Raw genomic sequence first — 20,697 nt, 5'->3', positions numbered from 1 at the left:
GTGATCGATCCCATTCGCGAATTCCTGCTCCAGTTCGGCCTGTTCGGCGCTTTCGGCTGGATGTTGCTCAAAGTCCTGGTGATCACCTTGCCGTTGATCATCTCGGTGGCGTTCTACACGCTGTTCGAGCGCAAGGTCATCGGCTGGATGCATGTCCGCCAGGGGCCGCAGTACGTCGGTGGCGTGTTCGGCATCGGCGTGATCCAGGCCTTCGCCGACGTGTTCAAGATGCTGTTCAAGGAACTGATCGTTCCCAGCAGCGCCAGCCCGTTCCTCTATCGTCTGGCGCCGATCCTCGCGCTGGCGCCGGCCTTTGCCGCGTGGGCGTTGATTCCGTTCGATGCCAACGACCAGGGCCCCCTGGTGCTGGCCAACGTCAACGCCGGTCTGCTGGCCCTGCTCGCACTGACCTCGATGGGCGTGTACGGCATCATCCTCGGCGGCTGGGCGTCTAACTCCAAGTACGCAATGCTCGGTGCGCTGCGTTCCGCGGCGCAGGTGGTGAGCTACGAAATCGCGATGGGCTTTGCCCTGGTCGGTGTGCTCGTGGCGGCAGGCAGCATGAACCTCACCGAGATCGTGCAGGCGCAGGCCGGTGACCTGGGCGCAGGCGAGTGGTTCGTGTGGCCGCTGCTGCCGCTGTTCCTGGTCTATTTCATCTCGGGCGTTGCCGAAACCAACCGCGCGCCGTTCGACGTGGCCGAAGGCGAGTCGGAAATCGTGGCTGGGTTCCACGTCGAATACTCCGGCTCGGCGTTCGCGATCTTCTTCCTGGCCGAATACGCCAACATGATCCTCGTGAGCTTCCTCGCCTCGCTGCTGTTCCTGGGCGGCTGGCTGTCGCCGTTCCCGGCGACCTGGGGCTGGCTCGGTGTCGCGGGCTGGTGGTGGCTGTTCGCCAAGGCGCTGTTCTTCGCTTTCTCCTTCGTGTGGTTCCGCGCCAGCTTTCCGCGCTACCGCTATGACCAGATCATGCGTCTGGGCTGGAAGGTCTTCATTCCGATCACCATCGTCTGGATCTTCGTGACCGCGGTGGCCGCGTACAACAACTGGTTTGTCATTGGGGCCTAAGGCGAAATGACCCGCATCCTCAGCTATCTCAAGAGCCTGATGCTCCTGGAATTCATCCAGGGCATGTGGCTGACCTTGAAGTACATGTTCAAGCCCAAGTACACGGTGAACTATCCGTTCGAGAAGTTCCCGCAGTCGCCGCGTTTTCGCGGTCTGCACGCGCTGCGCCGCTATCCGAACGGCGAAGAGCGCTGCATCGCCTGCAAACTGTGCGAAGCCGTGTGCCCGGCGCTAGCCATCACCATCGATGCCGAGCCGCGCGCCGACGGTTCGCGCCGCACGACGCGTTACGACATCGACTTGTTCAAGTGCATCTATTGCGGTTTCTGCGAGGAAAGCTGCCCGGTCGATTCGATCGTCGAGACGCACATCCACGAGTACCACTTCGAAAATCGCGGCGAGAACATCGTCACCAAGCCGCAGCTGCTCGCGATCGGCGACCGCTTCGAAGCCGAAATCGCCGAACGTCGCGCCGCCGACGCGGCCTACCGCTGAGGGCAGGGCACAGACATGTCGTTCGAACTGATCGCCTTCTTCGCCTTCGCTGCCGTCCTGGTGGCGGCAGCCTGTTCGGTCATCCTGATGCGCAACCCGGTGCATGCCGCGTTGAGCCTGGTGCTGACCTTCTTCTCGGCGGCCTGTCTGTGGCTGCTGCTGCAGGCCGAATTCCTCGGTATCACCCTGGTGCTGGTCTACGTCGGTGCGGTGATGATCCTGTTCCTGTTCGTGGTGATGATGCTCGACATCAACATGACGCCGGTGCGCGAGGGTTTCGCCCGGTATTTCCCCATTGCGGCCATCGTCGCGGCGATCATGCTCGCCGAGATGCTCGGGCTCATCGGCGTGTTTGGCGGCAAGGAGTCGGTCGGGCTGTCGGCGACGGATCCGGCTGCGGCCGCGCACATGAGCAATATCCAGTGGATCGGCCAGGCGCTGTTTACGCGCTTCATGCTGCCGTTCGAGATTGCCGCGGTGATCCTGACGGTCGCCATCGTCATCGCCGTGATGCTGACCTTGCGTCGCCGCACCGGCACCAAGACGCAGGACCCGGCCCGCCAGGTCGCCGTGCGCCGCGAAGACCGCGTGCGCCTGGTCAAGATGAATGCCGAAACCAGGCCGGCCGATGGCCGTGCGGAGGGCAACCCGTGATCACGCTCAATCACTATCTGGCCCTGGGCGCGATCCTGTTCGCGATCAGCGTCGCCGGCATCATCATCAACCGCAAGAACCTCATCGTCCTGCTGATGTGCATCGAACTGATGCTCTTGGCCGTGAACATGAACTTCATCGCGTTCTCGCGCTTCCTCGGCGACGCATCCGGCCAGGTGTTCGTGTTCTTCATTCTGACCGTGGCGGCGGCGGAGGCGGCGATCGGCCTCGCCATCCTGGTCACGCTGTACCGCAACCGGCGCACGATCAACGTCGCCGAACTCGACACCCTGAAGGGCTGACCGCGCATGCTTTCGATGACCATTCTCCTGATCATCGCGCTCGCGCCGCTCGTCGGCGCCGTCGTGGCAGGCTTCTTCGGCAAGCAGGTCGGGCGCACCGGCGCGCATGCCGTCACCATCGCCGGCGTTGCGATCAGCTGCCTGCTGTCCTGCCAGGTGCTGTACCGCCTGTCGACCGGCGAGGTCGACCCGTTCAACCAGAACGTCTACACCTTCTTCGAAATCGGCAAGTACGTCGCCCATATCGGTTTCATGGTCGACAAGCTCAGCGCAATGATGATGGTCGTGGTGACCTTCGTCTCGCTGCTCGTGCATGTGTACACGATCGGCTACATGAAGGACGATCCGGGTTACCAGCGCTTCTTCAGCTACATCTCGCTGTTCACCTTCTCGATGCTGATGCTGGTGATGAGCAACAATTTCCTGCAGCTGTTCTTCGGCTGGGAAGCGGTGGGTCTGGTCTCGTACCTGCTGATCGGTTTCTGGTTCAAGCGGCCGACCGCGATCTTCGCGAACATGAAGGCGTTCCTGGTCAACCGCGTCGGTGACTTCGGCTTCCTGCTAGGCATCGCGGGCGTGCTTTACGTGTTCGGCACGCTGGATTACGGCACGGTGTTCGCCGATTCCACGACCGCCGCGGGCGGCACACAGCTCATCTGGTCCGGTGCGATCACCCTGGGCAGCCATGTCTGGCACCCGATGGGCCCGGTCGTCTGGCCGGCGATGACCGTCATCTGCATCTGTCTGTTCATCGGCGCCATGGGCAAGTCGGCGCAGGTGCCGCTGCACGTGTGGCTGCCCGACTCGATGGAAGGTCCGACGCCGATCTCCGCGCTGATCCATGCCGCGACGATGGTCACCGCCGGCATCTTCATGGTCGCGCGCATGTCGCCGCTGTTCGAGCTGAGCGAGACGGCGCTGAACTTCGTGCTCGTGATCGGCGCCACCACGGCCCTGTTCACCGGCCTGATCGGTATCGTGCAGAACGACATCAAGCGCGTCGTCGCGTATTCGACGCTGTCGCAGCTGGGCTACATGACCGTGGCGCTGGGCGTATCGGCGTATTCGGCGGCGGTGTTCCACCTGATGACGCATGCGTTCTTCAAGGCGCTGCTGTTCCTCGGCGCCGGCTCGGTCATCATCGCGATGCACCACGAGCAGGACATGCGCAAGATGGGCGGTCTGCGCAAGTACATGCCGATCACCTTCTACACGATGTGGATCGGCACGTTGGCGCTGACCGGCATGCCGTTCTTTTCGGGCTTCTACTCGAAAGACACGATCATCGAGGCGGCGCAGCACCACATGCACACCTCGCATGGCTGGATCGCAACCTACGGTTACTGGGCGGTTCTGATCGGCGTGTTCGTCACCAGCTTCTACAGCTTCCGCCTGCTCTACCTCACGTTCCATGGCAAGGAGCGCTTCCGCGACGTCGAGGCGCATGGTCACGACGATCATGCCCATGAGGTCGTTGCGCACGATGCGCATGCGGTGGATGCGCCCAGCGCACACCATGACGCTCATGCGGAAGACGATGATCACGCACACCATGGCCCGGTCGAGCCGCACGAGTCGCCGTGGGTCGTCACGGTCCCACTTATTTTGCTTGCGATCCCTTCGGTGCTGATCGGCTTCTTCACGATCAAGCCCATGTTGTATGGCGACTTCTTCACCGGCGCGATTCAGGTCAACGAATCAGAAGGCCATCTCAAGGCGATGTCGGCGCTTGCGGAAGAGTTCCACGGCGCGACCGCCATGGCATTGCACGGCATCCTCCAACCGCCCTTCATCCTGGCGGCGATCGGCTTCGCTCTCGCGACCTTCCTCTACCTCTGGAAGCCCGCCATCCCCGCCCGGATGCGCACCAGCCCCGTCGGCGCCTTCTTCACGCGCATCCTCGACAACAAATACGGCATGGACGACCTCTGGATCGGCGGTTTCGCTGCCGGCGGCGTCGCGCTGGGCAAGGCAGCGTGGAAGTACATCGATGCCGGCCTCATCGACGGCGTCGCCGTCAATGGCACGGCCTGGGTGGTCGACCGCGTTTCCGCGCTGGTCCGCCACGTACAGTCCGGCTACCTCTACCACTATGCCTTCGCCATGATCCTCGGCCTCATCGCGCTGCTCGCGATGCTGCCGCGAATGATCGGCCACTAAGTACAAGACTCAAGGATTGCACTGATGCTTTCGTCCTGGCCGCTGCTGACCCTGCTGATCTGGCTGCCGATACTCGGCGGCGCGGCGACGCTCTTTTTCGGCGACCAACGGGCCGCGCAGGCGAAGTCGTTCGCGCTGCTGATCGCCATCGCGAGCTTCGCCCTGTGCCTGCCGCTGTTCACCGGCCTCGACACCTCGGTGCCGACGATGCAGTTCGCCGAAAGCCACGCCTGGATCCCGAGTTTCCACATCGGCTACAACCTCGGCGTGGATGGCATCTCGGTCGCGCTGATCGGGTTGACCACGCTGACCACGATCCTCGTGCTGCTGGGCTCGTGGAATTCGATCGATCGTCGCGTGCACCAGTACTTCGCCAGCTTCCTGATCCTCGAAGGCCTGATGATCGGCGTGTTCTGCGCGCTGGATGGGCTGCTGTTCTACGTGTTCTTCGAAGCCATGCTGATCCCGATGTTCATCATCATCGGCGTCTGGGGCGGCCCGAAGCGCGTTTACGCGAGCGTGAAGTTCTTCCTGTACACCTTCCTCGGCTCGGTGTTCATGCTGGTCGGCCTGGTCTATCTGTACCTGAAGGGTGGCAGCTGGCAGCTCAGCGACATGACCGCGTTGCCGCTCACTGCGACCGAGCAGGCCTGGTTGTTCTTCGCCTTCCTTGCGGCGTTCGCGGTGAAAGTCCCGATGGTGCCGGTGCACACCTGGTTGCCCGATGCGCACGTCGAGGCGCCGACCGGCGGCTCGGTCGTGCTGGCGGCGATCATGCTGAAGATCGGCGGTTACGGCTTCGTGCGCTTCTCGCTGCCGATCACGCCCGATGCCAGCCATGAGTACGCCTGGGTCGTCATCGCGCTGTCGCTGATCGCGGTCGTGTACATCGGCTTCGTGGCCCTGGTGCAGCAGGACATGAAGAAGCTGATCGCGTATTCGTCGATCGCGCACATGGGCTTCGTCACGCTCGGCACCTTCATCGCCTTCGCGCTGGTACGTGAGTACAGCAATCTCGATGCGGCCCGTCTGGGCCTGCAGGGCGCCATGGTGCAGATGATCTCGCACGGCTTCGTGTCCGGCGCGATGTTCACTTGCGTGGGCGTGCTGTACGACCGCATGCACAGCCGCATGATCAAGGACTACGGCGGTGTCGTGAATACGATGCCGTGGTTCGCCGCGTTTTTCGTGTTTTTCGCGATGGCCAATGCCGGCTTGCCGGGCACCTCGGGTTTCGTCGGCGAATTCATGGTCATCCTCGCTGCGTTCCAGCAAAGCCCGCTCGTTGCATTCGCCGCGGCCACCACCTTGGTGCTGGGCGCCGCGTACACGCTGTGGATGGTCAAGCGCGTGATCTTCGGGCCCGTGGCCAACCACCACGTCGCCGAGTTGACCGATATCGGCAGCCGCGAGGCCTGGGTACTGGGAATTTTCGCGATCGGCACGCTGGCGCTCGGCGTTTATCCGAAGCCGCTCACCGATCTGATGGACGCCTCCGTCAGCCAGCTGGTCAGCCAGCTCGCCGCGACCAAGCTGTAAGGGACTTAGCACATGCTGCCGACGATCATTACCAGCGCCGACCTGCACACGCTCATTCCCGAGCTGTTCGTCTGCGCGGCCGCCTTCGCGCTGCTGATGGTGGACCTGTTCATCTCGCCCCAGCGCCGGGGCCTGACCCACTTCCTCGCGCTGCTGATCCTGGTCGCGGCGGCGGTGCTCACCGCCCGGGACATGGCGACGGGGCAGACCTACGCATTCAGCCAGTTCTTCGTGCGCGACATCGCCAGCGACGTGCTCAAGATGGGCATGTACGGCGTCACCGCGCTGGTCTTCATCTACGCCAAGCCTTATCTGGTTGATCGCGACCTGTTCAAGGGCGAGTTCTACGCACTGATCCTGTTCGCGCTGCTCGGCATGATGCTGATGGTGTCGGCCGGCGGCATGGTGACCCTGTATCTGGGCCTGGAGCTGCTGGCGCTGACCTCGTACGGCCTGGTCGCGATGGACCGCGACAACTACGCTTCGTCGGAAGCGGCGATGAAGTACTTCATCCTCGGCTCGCTGGCCTCGGGCCTGCTGCTGTACGGCATGTCGATGATCTATGGCGCCACCGGCAGCCTGCAGTTGAACGAGATCTACGCGGCGGCCGCCAATTCCAGCGAACAGACGATGCTGATGTTCGGCGTCGTATTCGTGGTGGTAGGCATCGGCTTCAAGTTCGGCGCGGCGCCGTTCCACATGTGGCTGCCCGACGTTTACCAGGGCGCGCCGACCGCCGTGACCCTGTTCATCGGCTCGGTGCCCAAGCTCGCCGCTTTCGGCATGGCTTATCGCCTGCTCGAGTCAGGCGTGGGCCCGGTCGACGGCGAATGGCGGCTCATGCTGGCCTGGCTGGCGGCGCTGTCGCTGATCATCGGCAACCTGATCGCGCTTGCGCAGACCAATCTCAAGCGCCTGCTCGCGTACTCGACCATTTCCCATGTCGGCTTCCTGTTCATGGGCTTGGCCAATGCGACCAACACGGGCTACGGGGCGGCGATGTTCTACGCCATCGCGTATTCGATCATGGCCGCCGCGGGCTTCGCCGCGATCATCCTGCTGTCGCGGCGCGGCTTCGAGTCCGACCGCATCAGCGACTTCCGCGGCCTGTGGCAGCGCAATCCGATGTACGCGCTGATGGTTCTGTTCATCATGGCGTCCCTGGCCGGCGTGCCGCCGTTCCTGGGCTTCTGGGCCAAGCTGGAGGTCATTCGTGCGGCCCTGGCCGGCGACCTGGCCTGGCTGGCGGTGCTTTCGGTGGTCTGTGCGGTGATCGGCGCCTTCTATTACCTGCGTGTGATCCGCGCGATGTTCTTCGAAGAAGCCGAGGGCGACGGCCCGCAGATCAACGCGGACAGCCACTTGCGCGCTGTTTTCGTGCTCAATGCCTCGGCCTTGCTGGTGCTGGGCATCTTCGCCGAACCGATCGTGAACTGGTGCCGCCTCGCGTTCCCGGCATAAACAAGGCTTGCGCCGAAAACGGGGAGGCGGCTATAATCGCGGTTCACTGTTGCGGGGTGGAGCAGTCTGGCAGCTCGTCGGGCTCATAACCCGAAGGTCGCAGGTTCAAATCCTGCCCCCGCTACCAGTTTCAAGGCGGTCTCCCTCGGGAGTCGCCCGGTCTTGTCGGAAGGTGCCTCGGCACCCGAAGACACCGGAACCAGGATGTACCGGAAAAGGGCCTCACGGCCCTTTTTTGTTTTCCGGATTTGCGTCCGGCATCCACGGCAGGCATCGAACACAAGGCATCGAGAACAGCAGAAACATGGCAGGAAAAGCGGAAGAAATCGTCGAGTTGCTCACGCCCACGGTCGCTGCGTTGGGGCTGGAATTGCTCGGCGTGGAATTCGCGCCGTCGAGCCACAGTTCCCTGCTTCGCCTGTACATCGACGTCGAGGGCCGGCCGGTCGCGATCGAGGATTGCGAAGCGGTCAGTCGCGAAATCTCGGCCGTGCTGGACGTGAACGATCCGATCGCGTCGCAGTACACGCTGGAAGTGTCTTCGCCGGGCATCGACCGGCCGCTGTTCACCGCGGCACAGTTCGCGCGTTTCGTCGGCGAGGAAGCGAAGGTCAGTCTGCGCCTGCCGCAGGACGGACGTCGCCGGTTGCAGGGACGCATCGTTCGCGTCGAAGGCGAGACCGTGATCATCGCGGAAGAGGGCAAGGGCGAGTTCGCCGTTGCCCACGACAATATCGAGAAGGCCCGCCTGGTGCCGGACCTGGTCGCCCTCGGGCTGATCACGGAAAAACCGGGCGGACAACGCGGCAAACGCCGCAAGACCAACGAATCTGACAAGGGCTGAGGCGCGCGAGCGCCTGCACGGAGTAAGCATCATGAGCAAGGAACTGTTGCTGGTCATGGAAGCGGTCGCCAATGAAAAGGGCGTGCCGCGCGGAGTGATCATCGAAGCGATGGAGGCCGCGCTGGCCTCGGCTGCCAAGAAGCGCTATCACGACCAGGACGTGAACGTCCGCGTCGCCATCAATCCCAAGGACGGCGTCTACGAGACGTTCCGCCGCTGGGAAGTGGTTGCCGACGACGTCGTGATGGAGTCGCCGGATCACCAGATCCGCCTCATGGACGTCATCGACGACAATCCCGATGCGCAGGTCGGCGAATTCGTCGAAGAGCAGATCGAGAATCCGGAGTTCGGCCGCATTTCCGCCCAGGCCGCCAAGCAGGTCATCGTGCAGCGCGTGCGCGAAGCCGAGCGCGCGCAGGTGCTGGAAGCGTGGAAGGATCGCGTCGGCGAACTGATCAACGGCGTCGTCAAGCGCGTCGAGCGCGGCAACGTCTATGTCGACCTGGGCGGCAATGCCGAGGCCTTCATTCCCAAGGACAAGGCCATCCCGCGCGACGTACTGCGTCCGGGCGACCGCGTGCGCGGCTACCTGCTGGACGTGCGCGCCGAAGCGCGCGGTCCGCAGCTGTTCATTTCGCGCACCGCACCGGAATTCATGATGGAGCTGTTCAAGCTCGAAGTGCCGGAAGTCGGCCAGGGCTTGGTCGAGATCAAGGCCGCCGCGCGCGATCCGGGCGACCGCGCCAAGATCGCCGTGCTCGCGCACGATCACCGCACCGATCCGATCGGCGCCTGCATCGGCATGCGCGGTTCGCGCGTGCAGGCGGTGTCGAACGAGCTCAACGGCGAACGCGTCGACATCGTGCTGTGGTCCGACAATCCCGCCCAGTTCGTCATCAATGCGATGGCGCCGGCGGAAGTGCAGTCGATCATCGTCGATGAAGAAAAGCACTCGATGGACCTCGCGGTCGCCGAAGACAAGCTCGCGCAGGCGATCGGCAAGGGCGGCCAGAACGTGCGCCTCGCCAGCCGCCTGACCGGCTGGCAGCTCAACGTGATGACGCAGGACCAGGTCACCGCCAAGAGCGAGGCCGAGCAGGCCACCGCCCGCCAGCTGTTCATGGACAAGCTGGAAGTCGACGAAGAAATCGCCGGCATCCTGGTCAGCGAGGGGTTCAGCACGGTCGAAGAAATCGCCTACGTGCCGGCCGCCGAGCTGCTTGCCGTCGAAGGCTTCGACGAGGACATCGTCGAGGAACTGCGCGCCCGCGCCCGCGACGCCTTGCTCACCGAAGCGCTGGCCGTCGAGGAAGAAATCGAAGACCACAAGCCGTCGGAAGAATTGCTGTCGCTGCCGGGCATGGACGAGCACACCGCCTACATCCTGGCGTCGCGCGGCGTGGTCAGCCGCGACGATCTCGCCGAGCTGGCGGTCGACGAAATCCTCGACATCGAAGGCATGGACGCCGAGCACGCCGCCAAGCTGATCATGGCTGCGCGCCAGCACTGGTTCACCTGATCCTCGCCCGGTTCGACACGAAGAATTACCACGGGCGCACGAAGCGCCGAACGCAAGGAATCGCAACCAAATGTCTGAAGTCACCGTAGGTTCGCTGGCCAAAGTGCTGGGAATGCCCACCGAAAAGCTGCTCGAGCAGCTGGCCGGCGCGGGCATGACCTTCAGCGGGCCGGATCAGGTGGTCAGCAGCACCGAGAAGATGAAGCTGCTCGGCTTCCTGCGCCGTACCCATGGCAAGGATGAAAAGCCGGCTGAGACGGCTGCGCCGAAACAGATCACGCTCAAGCGTCGCAAGGTCGAGGAACTGACCGTCAGCGCCGGCAAGACCAAGTCGACCGTCGCCGTCGAAGTGCGACAGAAGCGCACCTACGTCAAGCGCGATGCCGTCGAGACGCCGGTCAACGACGAGCGCGAAGACGCGCTGCGCAAGCTCGAAGCCTCGAAGACGCGCAACGACGCCGAACTGGCCGCGCTGAGCGAAGTCGACCGCAAGCGTCGCGAAGAGGAAATCGCCCGCCGCGAGGCCGAAGAAGCCGCCCGCAAGGCGCGCGAGGAAGTGGCCGTGGTCGCCGACGACGAGACCGTCGAGGACGAGGTCGCTCCTGCTGCAGTGGTCGCGCCGAAGCCGCGCGACGACAAGCACGCACCGCGTCCGCACAAGGTCGACATGCCGCGCGACAAGGCCCCTGCGCCGAAAGCGCCGGTCAGCAACAACAGCAAGACTGCGCCCAAGCACAAGGCGCGCGGTTCGCACGCGATGGTCGACAACGAAGGCGAAGAAGGCGCGACGCCGCTGTATGTCGCCGGCCAGTTGCACCTCACCGCCGACGAACGCGCTCGTCGTGGCGCCGCCGGTAATCGCAAGCGTCCCAAGCAGCGCATGGCCGAGCCCTCGCGTACGAGCTCGGGCCAGCACGGCTTCTCGCGCCCGACCGCACCGATCGTGCGTGAAGTGTTCATCGGCGAGAACATCGTCGTCTCCGAACTCGCCAACAAGCTGGCGATGAAGGGCGGCGAAGTGGTCCGCGCCCTGTTCAAGATGGGCATGATGGTCACCATCAACCAGGTCATCGACCACGACACCGCGGTGCTGGTCGTCGAGGAGCTGGGTCACAAGGCCACGAAAGCCAACGACGACGATGCCGAGGTCGCCCTCGAAGCGCATGTCGATGAAGTGCAGGGCGCCAAGTCCGTGCGTCCGCCGGTCGTCACGATCATGGGCCACGTCGATCACGGCAAGACGTCCTTGCTCGACTACATCCGTCGCACCAAGGTCGCCTCCGGCGAAGCCGGCGGCATTACCCAGCACATCGGCGCGTACCACGTGGAAACCGAGAAGGGCGTCATTTCCTTCCTCGATACCCCGGGTCACTCGGCCTTCACCTCGATGCGCGCACGCGGCGCCAAGCTCACCGACATCGTCGTGCTCGTGGTGGCCGCCGATGACGGCGTGATGCCGCAGACGATCGAAGCGGTCAAGCACGCACGCGACGCCAAGGTGCCGCTGCTGGTCGCGATGAACAAGATGGACAAACCCGAAGCCAATCCCGACAACATCAAGCAGGGCCTGGTGAAGTTGGAAGTGGTGCCGGAAGAGTGGGGCGGCGATGTGCAGTTCGTTCCCGTGTCCGCGAAGACCGGCATGGGCGTGGACGCCTTGCTCGACGCGATCCTGATCCAGGCCGAAGTCATGGAGCTGCGTGCGGTAGTCGACGCCCGCGCCACCGGCGTGGTCATCGAATCCTCGCTCGACAAGGGTCGTGGTCCGGTCGCGACCGTGCTCGTTCAGCAGGGCACGCTCAAGAAGGGCGACTACCTGGTGTGCGGCGTGCACTACGGCCGCGTCCGCGCGCTGTTCGACGAGAACGGCAAGCAGACCGAATCGGCGGGTCCGTCGATCCCGGTGCAGGTGCTCGGCCTGTCCGGCGTGCCCGATGCCGGCGATGATTTCGTGGTGGTGGCCGACGAGCGCCTGGCGCGCGACGTCGCCCAGCAGCGCGACACCAAGCGCCGCGAATCGCGCCTGGTCAAGCAGCCCGGCAGCCGCATGGAAGACGTCATCGCCCAGATGGGCCAGGCGAACGGTCAGCAGACGCTCAACATCGTGGTCAAGGCCGACGTGCAGGGCTCGGTGGAGGCGTTGCGCGAGTCGTTGACCGCGCTGTCCAACAACCTGATCAACATCAATGTGATCGAATCCGGCGTGGGCGGCATCACCGAGTCCGACGCGACGCGTGCGGCCGGTGCCAAGGCCGTGATCATCGGCTTCAATGTCCGTGCCGACGCCAGCGCCCGCCGCATCATCGAGAGCAACGGCCTGGATCTGCGCTACTTCTCGATCATCTATGACGTCATCGACCAGGTGAAGCAGGTCGCATCCGGTCTGCTGGGCAAGGAGATCCGCGAAGAGATCATCGGTATCGCCGAAGTCCGCGACGTGTTCCGCAGCTCCAAGTTTGGTGCGGTCGCCGGCTCCCTGGTCATCGAGGGCACGGTCAAGCGCAACAAGCCGATCCGCGTGCTGCGCAACAGCGTCGTCGTGTTCGAAGGCGAGCTGGAATCGCTGCGTCGCTTCAAGGACATCGTCGAAGAGGTCAAGTCCGGTACCGAGTGCGGTATCGCGGTGAAGGCCTACAACGACGTGCAGCCGGGCGACCAGATCGAGTGCTTCGAGCGCATCGAAGTGCAGCGTACGCTCTGATGCCGAGCAAGAGCTTCCATCGCACCGACCGCGTTTCCGCCCAGCTCCGTCGCGAGCTGGGCATCCTGGTGCACCAGGCCGTGCGCGAGCATGGCCTGCCATCAGTGAGCGTCTCGGACGTGGAAGTCACGCGCGACATGGCGCACGCGAAAGTGTTCGTCACCGCCCTGCAGCCCGAGCGTTCGCTCGAGGCGGTCAAGGGCTTGAAAGCCGTATCGCCGGAAATCCGCTACCGCCTCTCGCAGGCGGTGAAGATGCGGCACACGCCGGAACTGCATTTCCATTACGACGATTCCGTCGACAAGGGTCTGCGCATCGATGCCTTGCTGCGCGAGAATCCGCCCAGCGACGATGCCGACGCGCCGTCCGACGAAGAAAGCTGATCCGTCGTTCCGGTCCGGATCGGTGATGAACAAACTTCCGCGCACCGTCTTCCGCTCGCTGGACGGCATCCTGCTGCTCGACAAGCCCGCCGGCATCAGCTCGAACCAGGCGCTGCAGCGCGTGCGCCATTTGTTTCGTGCCGAGAAGGCCGGGCATACCGGCAGTCTGGATCCGCTCGCGACCGGCCTGTTGCCCGTGTGCTTTGGCGAGGCGACGAAGATCGCCGGACACCTGCTCGGCAATCACAAGGCCTACGAAACCATGGCACGTCTGGGCGCGACGACCGATACCGACGATGCCGACGGCAGCGTGCTGCGCGAGCGCGCCATTCCCGCCTTGTCGAGAGAAGGGGTCGAACGTTTGCTGTTGCCGCTGCAGGGCCGCATCCGCCAGCGCCCGCCGATTTATTCGGCGCTCAAGCAGGGCGGCGAACCGCTGTATGCCAAGGCGCGCCGCGGCGAAATCATCGAGGTCGCCGAGCGCGAGGTCTTGGTCGATGCGATCGAGCTCATGGACCTCGCCGACACCACGCTCCGGCTGCGCATCACCTGCGGGTCGGGCACCTATGTGCGCAGCCTGGTCCGCGATCTCGGCGAGGCCCTGGGCTGTGGCGCGCACGTGACCGAACTGCGCCGGCTCTGGGTCGATCCCTTTCGCGATCGACCGATGCATACCCTCGAAAGCCTGCGTGAACTCGCGGGGCAGGGCGAGGACGTCCTGGACGGCTGCCTGCTGCCGGTCGAGGCGGGATTGAGCCAGTGGCGCCGTCTGGTGCTCGATGCCGACCAGGCGCGCCGCCTGGGGCAGGGCCAGCTGTTGCGTCTTCACGAACCTGTCCCGGCCGGCGACGTGAACGTCACCGATGCCCAGGGGCGATCCCTGGGCCTGGCGGAAGTCGACGCGGACGGACAATTGCGTCCCAAACGGCTGTTCCGCTGGGCCGCGCAGGTCTGAAACGGGCCGCGTCGCCCGGTTTCGGGGCACGCAAACCCTTGTCCCGAAAGACCCCTGCGGTCTACAATTACGGGGCTGATCCCAGCACATTTACCAACCGGCGGGCCACGCGGTGCACCGTCATGCCGACGGCGTTCCTGCCAGCCACGCATCACAGAGAGAAAGCATCATGTCCGTTGATTCCAGCAAGATCATTTCCGAATTCGGTCGCGTCGCCAATGACACCGGTTCGCCGGAAGTCCAGGTTGCCCTGCTGTCCGCGCGCATCGACCAGCTCAGCGAGCACTTCAAGGCCCACAAGCAGGATCACCATTCCCGCCGCGGCCTGCTCAAGATGGTCAACCAGCGCCGCAGCCTGCTGGCGTACCTGAAGAAAAAGGACGTCACGCGCTACCAGACCCTCATCGAGCGTTTGGGCCTGCGCCGCTAAGCAACGAACACCACGCGGCGCAGAAATGCGCCGCGTTTATTTTGGGCGTCCGCAAGGGCGCCACACCCGGCGAGCGGGGTGCTCGTCGCGGAAGATACGACTGAAGGAATAAAACTCGTGGCGAAAGTAACCAAGACATTCCAGTACGGACAGCACCAGGTCACCCTGGAGACGGGCGAAGTCGCGCGTCAGGCCAGCGGTGCGGTCATCGTCCGCATGGCGGACACCGTCGTGCTGGTGACGGCGGTCGGCAACAAGAACGCGAAAGAAGGCATGGACTTCTTCCCGCTGACGGTCGACTACCAGGAGCGTTTCTACGCCGGCGGCCGCATCCCGGGCGGCTTCTTCAAGCGCGAAGGCCGCGCCACCGAGCGCGAGACGCTGGTCTCGCGCCTGATCGATCGCCCGATCCGCCCGCTGTTCCCGGAAGAGTTCCGCAACGAAGTGCAGGTCATCGCGACCGTGCTGTCGATGAATCCGGAAATCCACGCCGACATCGCCGCCTTGCTCGGCGCGTCCGCCGCGCTCGCCATCTCGGGCATCCCGTTCAAGGGCCCGATCGGCGCCGCCAAGGTCGGCTACATCAACGGCAAGTACGTGCTGAACCCGAGCACGACCGAGCTGAAGACCTCGGACCTCGAACTCGTCGTCGCCGGCACCGCGAACGCCGTGCTGATGGTCGAGTCGGAAGCCAAGGAACTGTCGGAAGACGTGATGCTCGGCGCCGTGATGTTCGGCCATGAGCAGATGCAGACCGCGATCCGCGCGATCAACGAACTCGCCGTCGAAGCCAGCGCCGCCTCGTGGAACTGGCAGGCCCCGGCCAAGAACGAAGCGATGATCTCGGCGCTGAAGGCTGCGGTCGGCAACGACCTCGCCGCCGCGTTCCAGGTCCGCGACAAGCTGCAGCGCCGCGACGCGATTTCCGCGCTGAAGAAAGCCACTCTCGAGTCGCTCAAGGCCCAGGCCGAGCAGCTCGGCTGGCAGTCGGCCGAAATGTCGAAGGAATTCGGCGAGCTCGAATACAACACCATGCGCGCGTCGGTGCTCAACACCCGCGTCCGCATCGACGGCCGCGACCTGTCCACGGTCCGTCCGATCACGGTCAAGACCGGCGTGCTGCCGCGCACCCACGGCTCGGCGCTGTTCACCCGCGGCGAGACGCAGGCCCTGGTCATCGCCACCCTCGGCACCGCCCGCGACGGTCAGATCATCGACGCGATCGAAGGCGAGACCAAGGACCACTTCCTGTTCCACTACAACTTCCCCCCGTACTCGGTGGGTGAAGCGGGCCGCATGATGGGTCCGAAGCGTCGCGAAATCGGCCACGGGCGTCTTGCGCGCCGCGGCGTGCAGGCGATCATGCCGTCGATGGAGAGCTTCCCGTACACGATTCGCATCGTGTCGGAAATCACCGAGTCGAACGGTTCCTCGTCGATGGCCTCGGTCTGCGGTTCCTCGCTGGCCCTGATGGACGCCGGCATCCCGGTGAAGGCGCCGGTCGCGGGTATCGCGATGGGCCTGATCAAGGAAGGCAGCGACTTCGCCGTGCTGTCGGACATCCTCGGCGACGAAGATCACCTCGGCGACATGGACTTCAAGGTGGCCGGTTCGAGCAACGGCATTTCCGCGCTGCAGATGGACATCAAGATCGACGGCATCACCGAAGAGATCATGAAGGTCGCGCTGGCCCAGGCCAAAGAAGGCCGCCTGCACATCCTCGGTGAAATGGCCAAGGCGATCACCACGCCGCGCGCCGAGCTGTCCGAGTTCGCTCCGCGCCTGCTGACCATCAAGATCCATCCGGACAAGATCCGCGAAGTGATCGGCAAGGGCGGCGCCACGATCCAGGGCATCACCAAGGAAACCGGCACCCAGATCGACATCCAGGACGACGGCACCATCGTCATCGCCTCGGTCAACGCCGCCGCCGCCCAGGCTGCGAAGGCGCGCATCGAGCAGATCACCTCCGACGTCGAGCCGGGCCGCATCTACGAAGGCAAGGTCGCCAAGATCATGGACTTCGGCGCGTTCGTCACGATCGCTCCGGGCAAGGATGGTCTGGTGCACGTGTCGCAGATTTCCGATGAGCGCGTCGAGAAGGTTTCCGACAAGCTCAAGGAAGGCGACGTGGTCAAGGTCAAGGTGCTGGAAGTCGACAAGCAGGGCCGCATCCGCCTGTCGATGAAGGCCGTGGCGGAAGGCGAAGGCGTCGTCTAAGCCCTCGCTGCTTCGCTGCCATCAAAAAGCCGCCTTCGGGCGGCTTTTTGTTTGTCCCGATTCGACGGCGTCTACACCAGGCCGGTCAGGTAGAACGCCACGATGACCACGAACACCGCCATCGTCTTGACCAGGGTGATCGCGAAGATGTCCTTGTAGCTCTGCCGGTGGGTCAAACCGGTGACGGCGAGCAGGGTGATCACCGCGCCGTTGTGCGGCAACGTGTCCATGCCGCCGGAGGCCATCGCAGCCACGCGATGCAGCACCTCCATCGGAATATGCGCCGCCTGGGCGTTGGCGATGAAAGTTTCGGACATGGCGGCCAGCGCAATGCTCATGCCGCCCGAGGCCGAACCGGTGATGCCGGCAAGCGCGGTCACGCTGATCGCTTCGTTGACCAGTGGATCGGGAATCGCCTTCAACGCGTTCGCAACGACCAGGAAGCCGGGCAGGGACGCGATCACCGCGCCGAAGCCGTATTCGGAAGCGGTATTCATCGATGCGAGCAACGCGCCACCGATCGCGGCTTTCGAGCCTTCTGCAAAGCTTTTCATGACCGGTTTCCAGGCGAATGCCAGGACCGTGAGGATGCCGATCAGCAAGGCGCCTTCGACCGCCCAGATCGCCGCGACCTTCGCGACCTCCTGCACGACCGGTTTCGCATCACCGATGACGGCGGGAAGAAATTCGTGGCTGGCGCCGTAGAACTGCGGAATCAGCGTGGTGAACGCCTTGTTGCTCACGCCTACCAGCACCAGCGGCAACAGGGCGATCAAGGGGTTGACCAGGCGTTCGCCGGAGAACGGCGCCGGTTCGTTGACCAGATCGCCGCCATAGCCTTCGCCCGCCGCGAGGGCCGAACGCCGACGCCATTCCAGATAGCTCAAGCCGACCGCCAGGATGAACAACGCGCCGATCGTGCCCAACCAGGGCGCGGCCCAGGCGGTCGTGCCGAAGAACGAGGTCGGGATGATGTTCTGGATCTGCGGTGTGCCCGGCAGGGCATCCATCGTGAAGGTAAACGCACCGAGCGCGATCGTCGCGGGAATCAGGCGCTTGGGGATATCGCTCTGGCGGAACATCTCTGCAGCGAAGGGATAGACCGCGAACACCACCACGAACAACGAAACACCGCCGTAGGTGAGCAGGGCGCAGACCGCCACGATAGACAGCATCGCCCGGCTACGCCCGAGCACGCGAATGGTGGCGCCGACGATCGCTTGCGAGAAACCGGCGAGCTCGATCAGCTTGCCGAATATCGCGCCGAGCACGAACACCGGAAAGTACAGCTTTAGGAAGCCGACCATCTTGTCCATGAACAGGCCGGTGAACATCGGCGCGACCAGGCCCGGATCGGTGAGCAGCACCGCGCCTAGCGCAGCGACGGGAGCGAACAGGATCACGCTGTAGCCGCGATAGGCGACGAACATCAGGAAGCACAGCGCCGCCAACACGATCACAAAATCCATCATCCGCTCCCTGCATGCATGGCGTGGAGTGTCGGCATTGGCGGTGGGCGGGCACACTGTACGAAGGTACAAGTGCGTCCGCGGTGGCACGAACCTAGGCTGCGCTGTAACCGGCCGACCGGCCGTCCGCAGCTATCCATAAGAAACAAAGGGGAGTCCATGAAGCGCAACCACCTCAGCCTCGCGATCGGCCTGGTTCTGGCGATGTCCGGCACCGTGCAAGCCCAGGACGGCGCCTCGTCGCCGACCGCGGCGGGCGACAAGCCGACCGACACCGCGACCACGCTCGAAAGCGTCAAGGTCACCGCGCGTCGTCGCGAAGAAACGCTGCAGGAGGTGCCGGTCGCGGTCACTGCCTTCACACCCGAACTGCTCGATAAGCTCAATATCCGCGACCTGGGCGATCTCGACGCGCAGGTGCCGAACCTGACGCTGTACGCCGCGCGTGGTTCCAACAGCACGATCACCGCCTACATTCGCGGCGTCGGCCAGTCCGATCCGCTCTGGGGCGTCGATCCGGGTGTGGGCATCTATCTGGACGACGTCTACGTGGCGCGCCCGCAGGGCGGCCTGCTCGACGTGTTCGACGTGGGTCGCATCGAGGTACTGCGCGGTCCGCAGGGCACGCTGTACGGCAAGAACACCGTCGGCGGTGCCATCAAATACATTTCCCGCGACCTGCCCAAGGAAGTCGAGGGCTTCGCAGAAGTCGGCCTCGGCAACTTCAGCGAGCGCGATTTCAAGGGCGCCATCGGCGGACCGGTCGGTGACAACGTGCGCATGCGCCTGGCCGTGGCCAGCCTCAATCGCGATGGCTTCGGCCACAACATCGTCACTGGCGAAGATGTCAGCGACAAGGACATCCAGGCGCTGCGCTTCACCGGCGGCTATTTCTCCGATAGCGGCCGCTTCGACGCGCGCCTGAGCTACGACTACGCCAAGGACGACTCCGGCGTGCGCGGCGCGCAGATGCTCACCACGAACGTGCGCGACCCCGCCAACCCCGACAATCTGCCGCTGAGCAGCCGCTACGACGTGCGCAACGGCATGCCCAATGTCAACGAGACCACGCTCAGCGGTTCCTCGCTGACGATGAACTGGCGCCCGAACGACAACTGGAGCTTCAAGTCGATCACCGCCTGGCGCGAGTCCGACACCGCGACCTACATCGATTTCGACACGCTGCAGGCGCAGCTCACCGATGTGAAGGCGTTCTATAACGACGACCAGCTCAGCCAGGAACTGCAGGCGTCCTACGACGCGGCCGGCAAGAGCCACGGCGTGTTCGGCGTTTACTGGTTCAAGGGCACGGCCGGCGGCCTGGTGCAGAACATCTTCCTCAAGGGCGCCGACATCCCGCCGTTCTTCCCGGCGCCGCCGGGACCGGGTTTTGGCGGCCAGTTCGGCGACACACGCGGCGAAGTCGATACCCGCAGCATCGCGGTCTACGGCGACTGGAGCTACGACTTCACCGACAAGTTCAGCATCAGCGGTGGCCTGCGCTGGACGAAGGAAGAAAAATCTGCGCACGTGCTCAACCGCAGCTATGCCAACGACAGCTTCAGCGTGCCGACGCTCACGGTCGGTTTCGACAAGTCCAAGACCTTCATCAATCTGTCGCCGAAAATCTCGCTCGACTATCAGGCGACCGACGACGTGCTGTTCTACGGCCTGTTCGCGCGCGGCTTCAAATCCGGCGGCTACAACATCCGCGCCAGCGTGCTGCCCAATTCGCAGGAGCCTTACGACGACGAGCAGGTCGACAGCCTCGAAGTCGGCAGCAAGATGGCCTTCCTCGACCAGCGCATGTTCCTCAACGTCGCCTACTTCCACAACAAGTACAAGGACATCCAGCTGTCGGTGTTCACTTCCTGCATCGTGAGCAGCGTGCCGACCTTCTGCGCCGACTTCACCAATGCCGGCAAGGGCACCGTTTCGGGCGTCGAGGTCGAGCTGCAGGTGCGTCCGACCGAGCACTGGTCGATCAGCGGCAATGTCGCGACCCTCAATGCAAAGTTCGACGAATACATGTTCAAGGCCGTCAACATCGCCGACCAGCAGGAATTCACCAATGCCCCGGATCTGTCCGGCGCCTTGAACGTCGAATACATCCAGCCGCTGCATGACGGCGGCAAGCTGAGCTTCCGCGTGGGCTACAGCTACCAGAGCGAGGTCACCGCGACGACCGAAGTCGTGCGCGATCCGATCACCGGCGCCACCACCAAGCCCATCCATCAGGACGGCTACGGCTTGCTGAGCGCCGGCATTCAGTGGAAAACCGCCACGCCCTGGAGCTTCTCCCTGCAAGGCAGCAACCTGCGCGACAAACAGTACCTGACCACGGGCTACGTCATTCCGTCGACCGGTGTGCGCACCGGCTTCTATGGCAACCCACGCCAGGTGACCTTGTCGGCGCGTTACGAGTTCTAAGGGCAGTAACGGGCGATCACTTTCCCCCGGGCCGCTTCGGCGGCCCGTCTTTTTTGCCCGCGGG

Annotated in this window: 16 protein-coding genes and 1 tRNA gene; 16 read left to right on the top strand and 1 reads right to left on the bottom strand. The window is 64.1% G+C overall.

Going from position 1 to position 20,697, the window contains the following annotated elements; all coding sequences use genetic code 11:
- The 15 genes from nuoH (at window position 1) to pnp (ending at window position 16,734) form a co-directional block, all read left to right on the top strand.
- Window positions 1-1,071: an NADH-quinone oxidoreductase subunit NuoH gene (nuoH, locus tag G467_RS15695; RefSeq protein ID WP_022968901.1), complete on the top strand. Its 1,071-nt coding sequence runs from the start codon at window positions 1-3 to the stop codon at window positions 1,069-1,071.
- A gap of 6 nt (window positions 1,072-1,077) precedes the next feature.
- Entirely contained in the window at window positions 1,078-1,566 is a 489-nt protein-coding gene (nuoI, locus tag G467_RS0106365) for an NADH-quinone oxidoreductase subunit NuoI (protein WP_022968900.1), read from the top strand.
- A gap of 15 nt (window positions 1,567-1,581) precedes the next feature.
- Complete coding sequence (locus G467_RS0106360; RefSeq protein ID WP_022968899.1) at window positions 1,582-2,220, top strand: NADH-quinone oxidoreductase subunit J; 639 nt, start codon at window positions 1,582-1,584, stop codon at window positions 2,218-2,220.
- Window positions 2,217-2,522 carry an NADH-quinone oxidoreductase subunit NuoK gene (nuoK, locus tag G467_RS0106355; RefSeq protein WP_022968898.1) on the top strand — a complete coding sequence of 102 codons (306 nt, stop codon included), beginning with the start codon at window positions 2,217-2,219 and terminating at the stop codon, window positions 2,520-2,522. Before G467_RS0106360 ends, nuoK begins: the two co-directional genes overlap by 4 nt.
- A 6-nt stretch (window positions 2,523-2,528) precedes the next feature.
- A complete protein-coding gene (gene nuoL / locus G467_RS0106350; protein ID WP_022968897.1) occupies window positions 2,529-4,682 on the top strand; it encodes an NADH-quinone oxidoreductase subunit L in 2,154 nt (717 codons plus the stop codon).
- Between the two features lie 24 nt (window positions 4,683-4,706).
- Window positions 4,707-6,221, top strand: a complete 1,515-nt coding sequence (locus tag G467_RS0106345; RefSeq protein WP_022968896.1) for an NADH-quinone oxidoreductase subunit M — start codon at window positions 4,707-4,709, stop codon at window positions 6,219-6,221.
- A gap of 12 nt (window positions 6,222-6,233) precedes the next feature.
- Window positions 6,234-7,682, top strand: coding sequence for an NADH-quinone oxidoreductase subunit NuoN (gene nuoN, locus G467_RS0106340; RefSeq protein ID WP_022968895.1), 1,449 nt, complete (start codon window positions 6,234-6,236; stop codon window positions 7,680-7,682).
- 50 nt (window positions 7,683-7,732) lie between these two features.
- Window positions 7,733-7,809, top strand: a tRNA-Met gene (locus tag G467_RS0106335).
- Between the two features lie 177 nt (window positions 7,810-7,986).
- On the top strand, window positions 7,987-8,526 hold the full coding sequence (rimP, locus tag G467_RS0106330; protein ID WP_022968894.1) for a ribosome maturation factor RimP: 540 nt from the start codon (window positions 7,987-7,989) through the stop codon (window positions 8,524-8,526).
- A 31-nt stretch (window positions 8,527-8,557) separates the two neighbouring features.
- The gene (gene nusA / locus G467_RS0106325; protein ID WP_022968893.1) at window positions 8,558-10,045 is read left to right on the top strand and encodes a transcription termination factor NusA; all 1,488 of its coding nucleotides are present in this window, start codon (window positions 8,558-8,560) and stop codon (window positions 10,043-10,045) included.
- 70 nt (window positions 10,046-10,115) lie between these two features.
- Window positions 10,116-12,746 (top strand): translation initiation factor IF-2, encoded by a 2,631-nt coding sequence (gene infB / locus G467_RS0106320; RefSeq protein ID WP_022968892.1) that lies wholly within the window; start codon window positions 10,116-10,118, stop codon window positions 12,744-12,746.
- Window positions 12,746-13,129, top strand: a complete 384-nt coding sequence (gene rbfA / locus G467_RS0106315) for a 30S ribosome-binding factor RbfA (protein ID WP_022968891.1) — start codon at window positions 12,746-12,748, stop codon at window positions 13,127-13,129. Before infB ends, rbfA begins: the two co-directional genes overlap by 1 nt.
- 25 nt (window positions 13,130-13,154) lie before the next feature.
- On the top strand, window positions 13,155-14,084 hold the full coding sequence (gene truB / locus G467_RS0106310; RefSeq protein ID WP_022968890.1) for a tRNA pseudouridine(55) synthase TruB: 930 nt from the start codon (window positions 13,155-13,157) through the stop codon (window positions 14,082-14,084).
- Between the two features lie 169 nt (window positions 14,085-14,253).
- Complete coding sequence (gene rpsO / locus G467_RS0106305; protein WP_022968889.1) at window positions 14,254-14,514, top strand: 30S ribosomal protein S15; 261 nt, start codon at window positions 14,254-14,256, stop codon at window positions 14,512-14,514.
- Window positions 14,515-14,631: 117 nt separating this feature from the next.
- Window positions 14,632-16,734 carry a polyribonucleotide nucleotidyltransferase gene (gene pnp, locus G467_RS0106300; protein WP_022968888.1) on the top strand — a complete coding sequence of 701 codons (2,103 nt, stop codon included), beginning with the start codon at window positions 14,632-14,634 and terminating at the stop codon, window positions 16,732-16,734.
- Window positions 16,735-16,805: 71 nt separating this feature from the next.
- Here pnp and G467_RS0106295 read toward each other — a convergent pair whose 3' ends face one another.
- Window positions 16,806-18,203: a GntP family permease gene (locus G467_RS0106295; protein ID WP_026802425.1), complete on the bottom strand. Its 1,398-nt coding sequence runs from the start codon at window positions 18,201-18,203 to the stop codon at window positions 16,806-16,808.
- A 159-nt stretch (window positions 18,204-18,362) separates the two neighbouring features.
- Between G467_RS0106295 and G467_RS0106290 the strand changes: the two genes are divergently transcribed.
- Window positions 18,363-20,633: a TonB-dependent receptor gene (locus tag G467_RS0106290; RefSeq protein WP_022968886.1), complete on the top strand. Its 2,271-nt coding sequence runs from the start codon at window positions 18,363-18,365 to the stop codon at window positions 20,631-20,633.
- Window positions 20,634-20,697: the final 64 nt, after the last annotated feature.

This window comes from Arenimonas oryziterrae DSM 21050 = YC6267, from assembly GCF_000420545.1.
In the GTDB taxonomy this organism is placed as follows: Bacteria; Pseudomonadota; Gammaproteobacteria; order Xanthomonadales; family Xanthomonadaceae; genus Arenimonas; species Arenimonas oryziterrae.
The sequence above is the reverse complement of the archived record's forward strand: the minus strand, read 5'-3'. Positions and strand labels throughout refer to the sequence as shown.

Excerpts from the sequence above, each read along its gene's own strand:
- nuoI (WP_022968900.1), top strand. The coding sequence starts at position 1,078 with ATGACCCGCATCCTCAGCTATCTCAAGAGCCTGATGCTCCTGGAATTC.
- G467_RS0106360 (WP_022968899.1), top strand. The coding sequence starts at position 1,582 with ATGTCGTTCGAACTGATCGCCTTCTTCGCCTTCGCTGCCGTCCTGGTG.
- nuoL (WP_022968897.1), top strand. The coding sequence starts at position 2,529 with ATGCTTTCGATGACCATTCTCCTGATCATCGCGCTCGCGCCGCTCGTC.
- G467_RS0106345 (WP_022968896.1), top strand. The coding sequence starts at position 4,707 with ATGCTTTCGTCCTGGCCGCTGCTGACCCTGCTGATCTGGCTGCCGATA.
- nuoN (WP_022968895.1), top strand. The coding sequence starts at position 6,234 with ATGCTGCCGACGATCATTACCAGCGCCGACCTGCACACGCTCATTCCC.
- rimP (WP_022968894.1), top strand. The coding sequence starts at position 7,987 with ATGGCAGGAAAAGCGGAAGAAATCGTCGAGTTGCTCACGCCCACGGTC.
- nusA (WP_022968893.1), top strand. The coding sequence starts at position 8,558 with ATGAGCAAGGAACTGTTGCTGGTCATGGAAGCGGTCGCCAATGAAAAG.
- infB (WP_022968892.1), top strand. The coding sequence starts at position 10,116 with ATGTCTGAAGTCACCGTAGGTTCGCTGGCCAAAGTGCTGGGAATGCCC.
- rbfA (WP_022968891.1), top strand. The coding sequence starts at position 12,746 with ATGCCGAGCAAGAGCTTCCATCGCACCGACCGCGTTTCCGCCCAGCTC.
- truB (WP_022968890.1), top strand. The coding sequence starts at position 13,155 with ATGAACAAACTTCCGCGCACCGTCTTCCGCTCGCTGGACGGCATCCTG.
- rpsO (WP_022968889.1), top strand. The coding sequence starts at position 14,254 with ATGTCCGTTGATTCCAGCAAGATCATTTCCGAATTCGGTCGCGTCGCC.
- G467_RS0106295 (WP_026802425.1), bottom strand. The coding sequence starts at position 18,203 with ATGGATTTTGTGATCGTGTTGGCGGCGCTGTGCTTCCTGATGTTCGTC.
- G467_RS0106290 (WP_022968886.1), top strand. The coding sequence starts at position 18,363 with ATGAAGCGCAACCACCTCAGCCTCGCGATCGGCCTGGTTCTGGCGATG.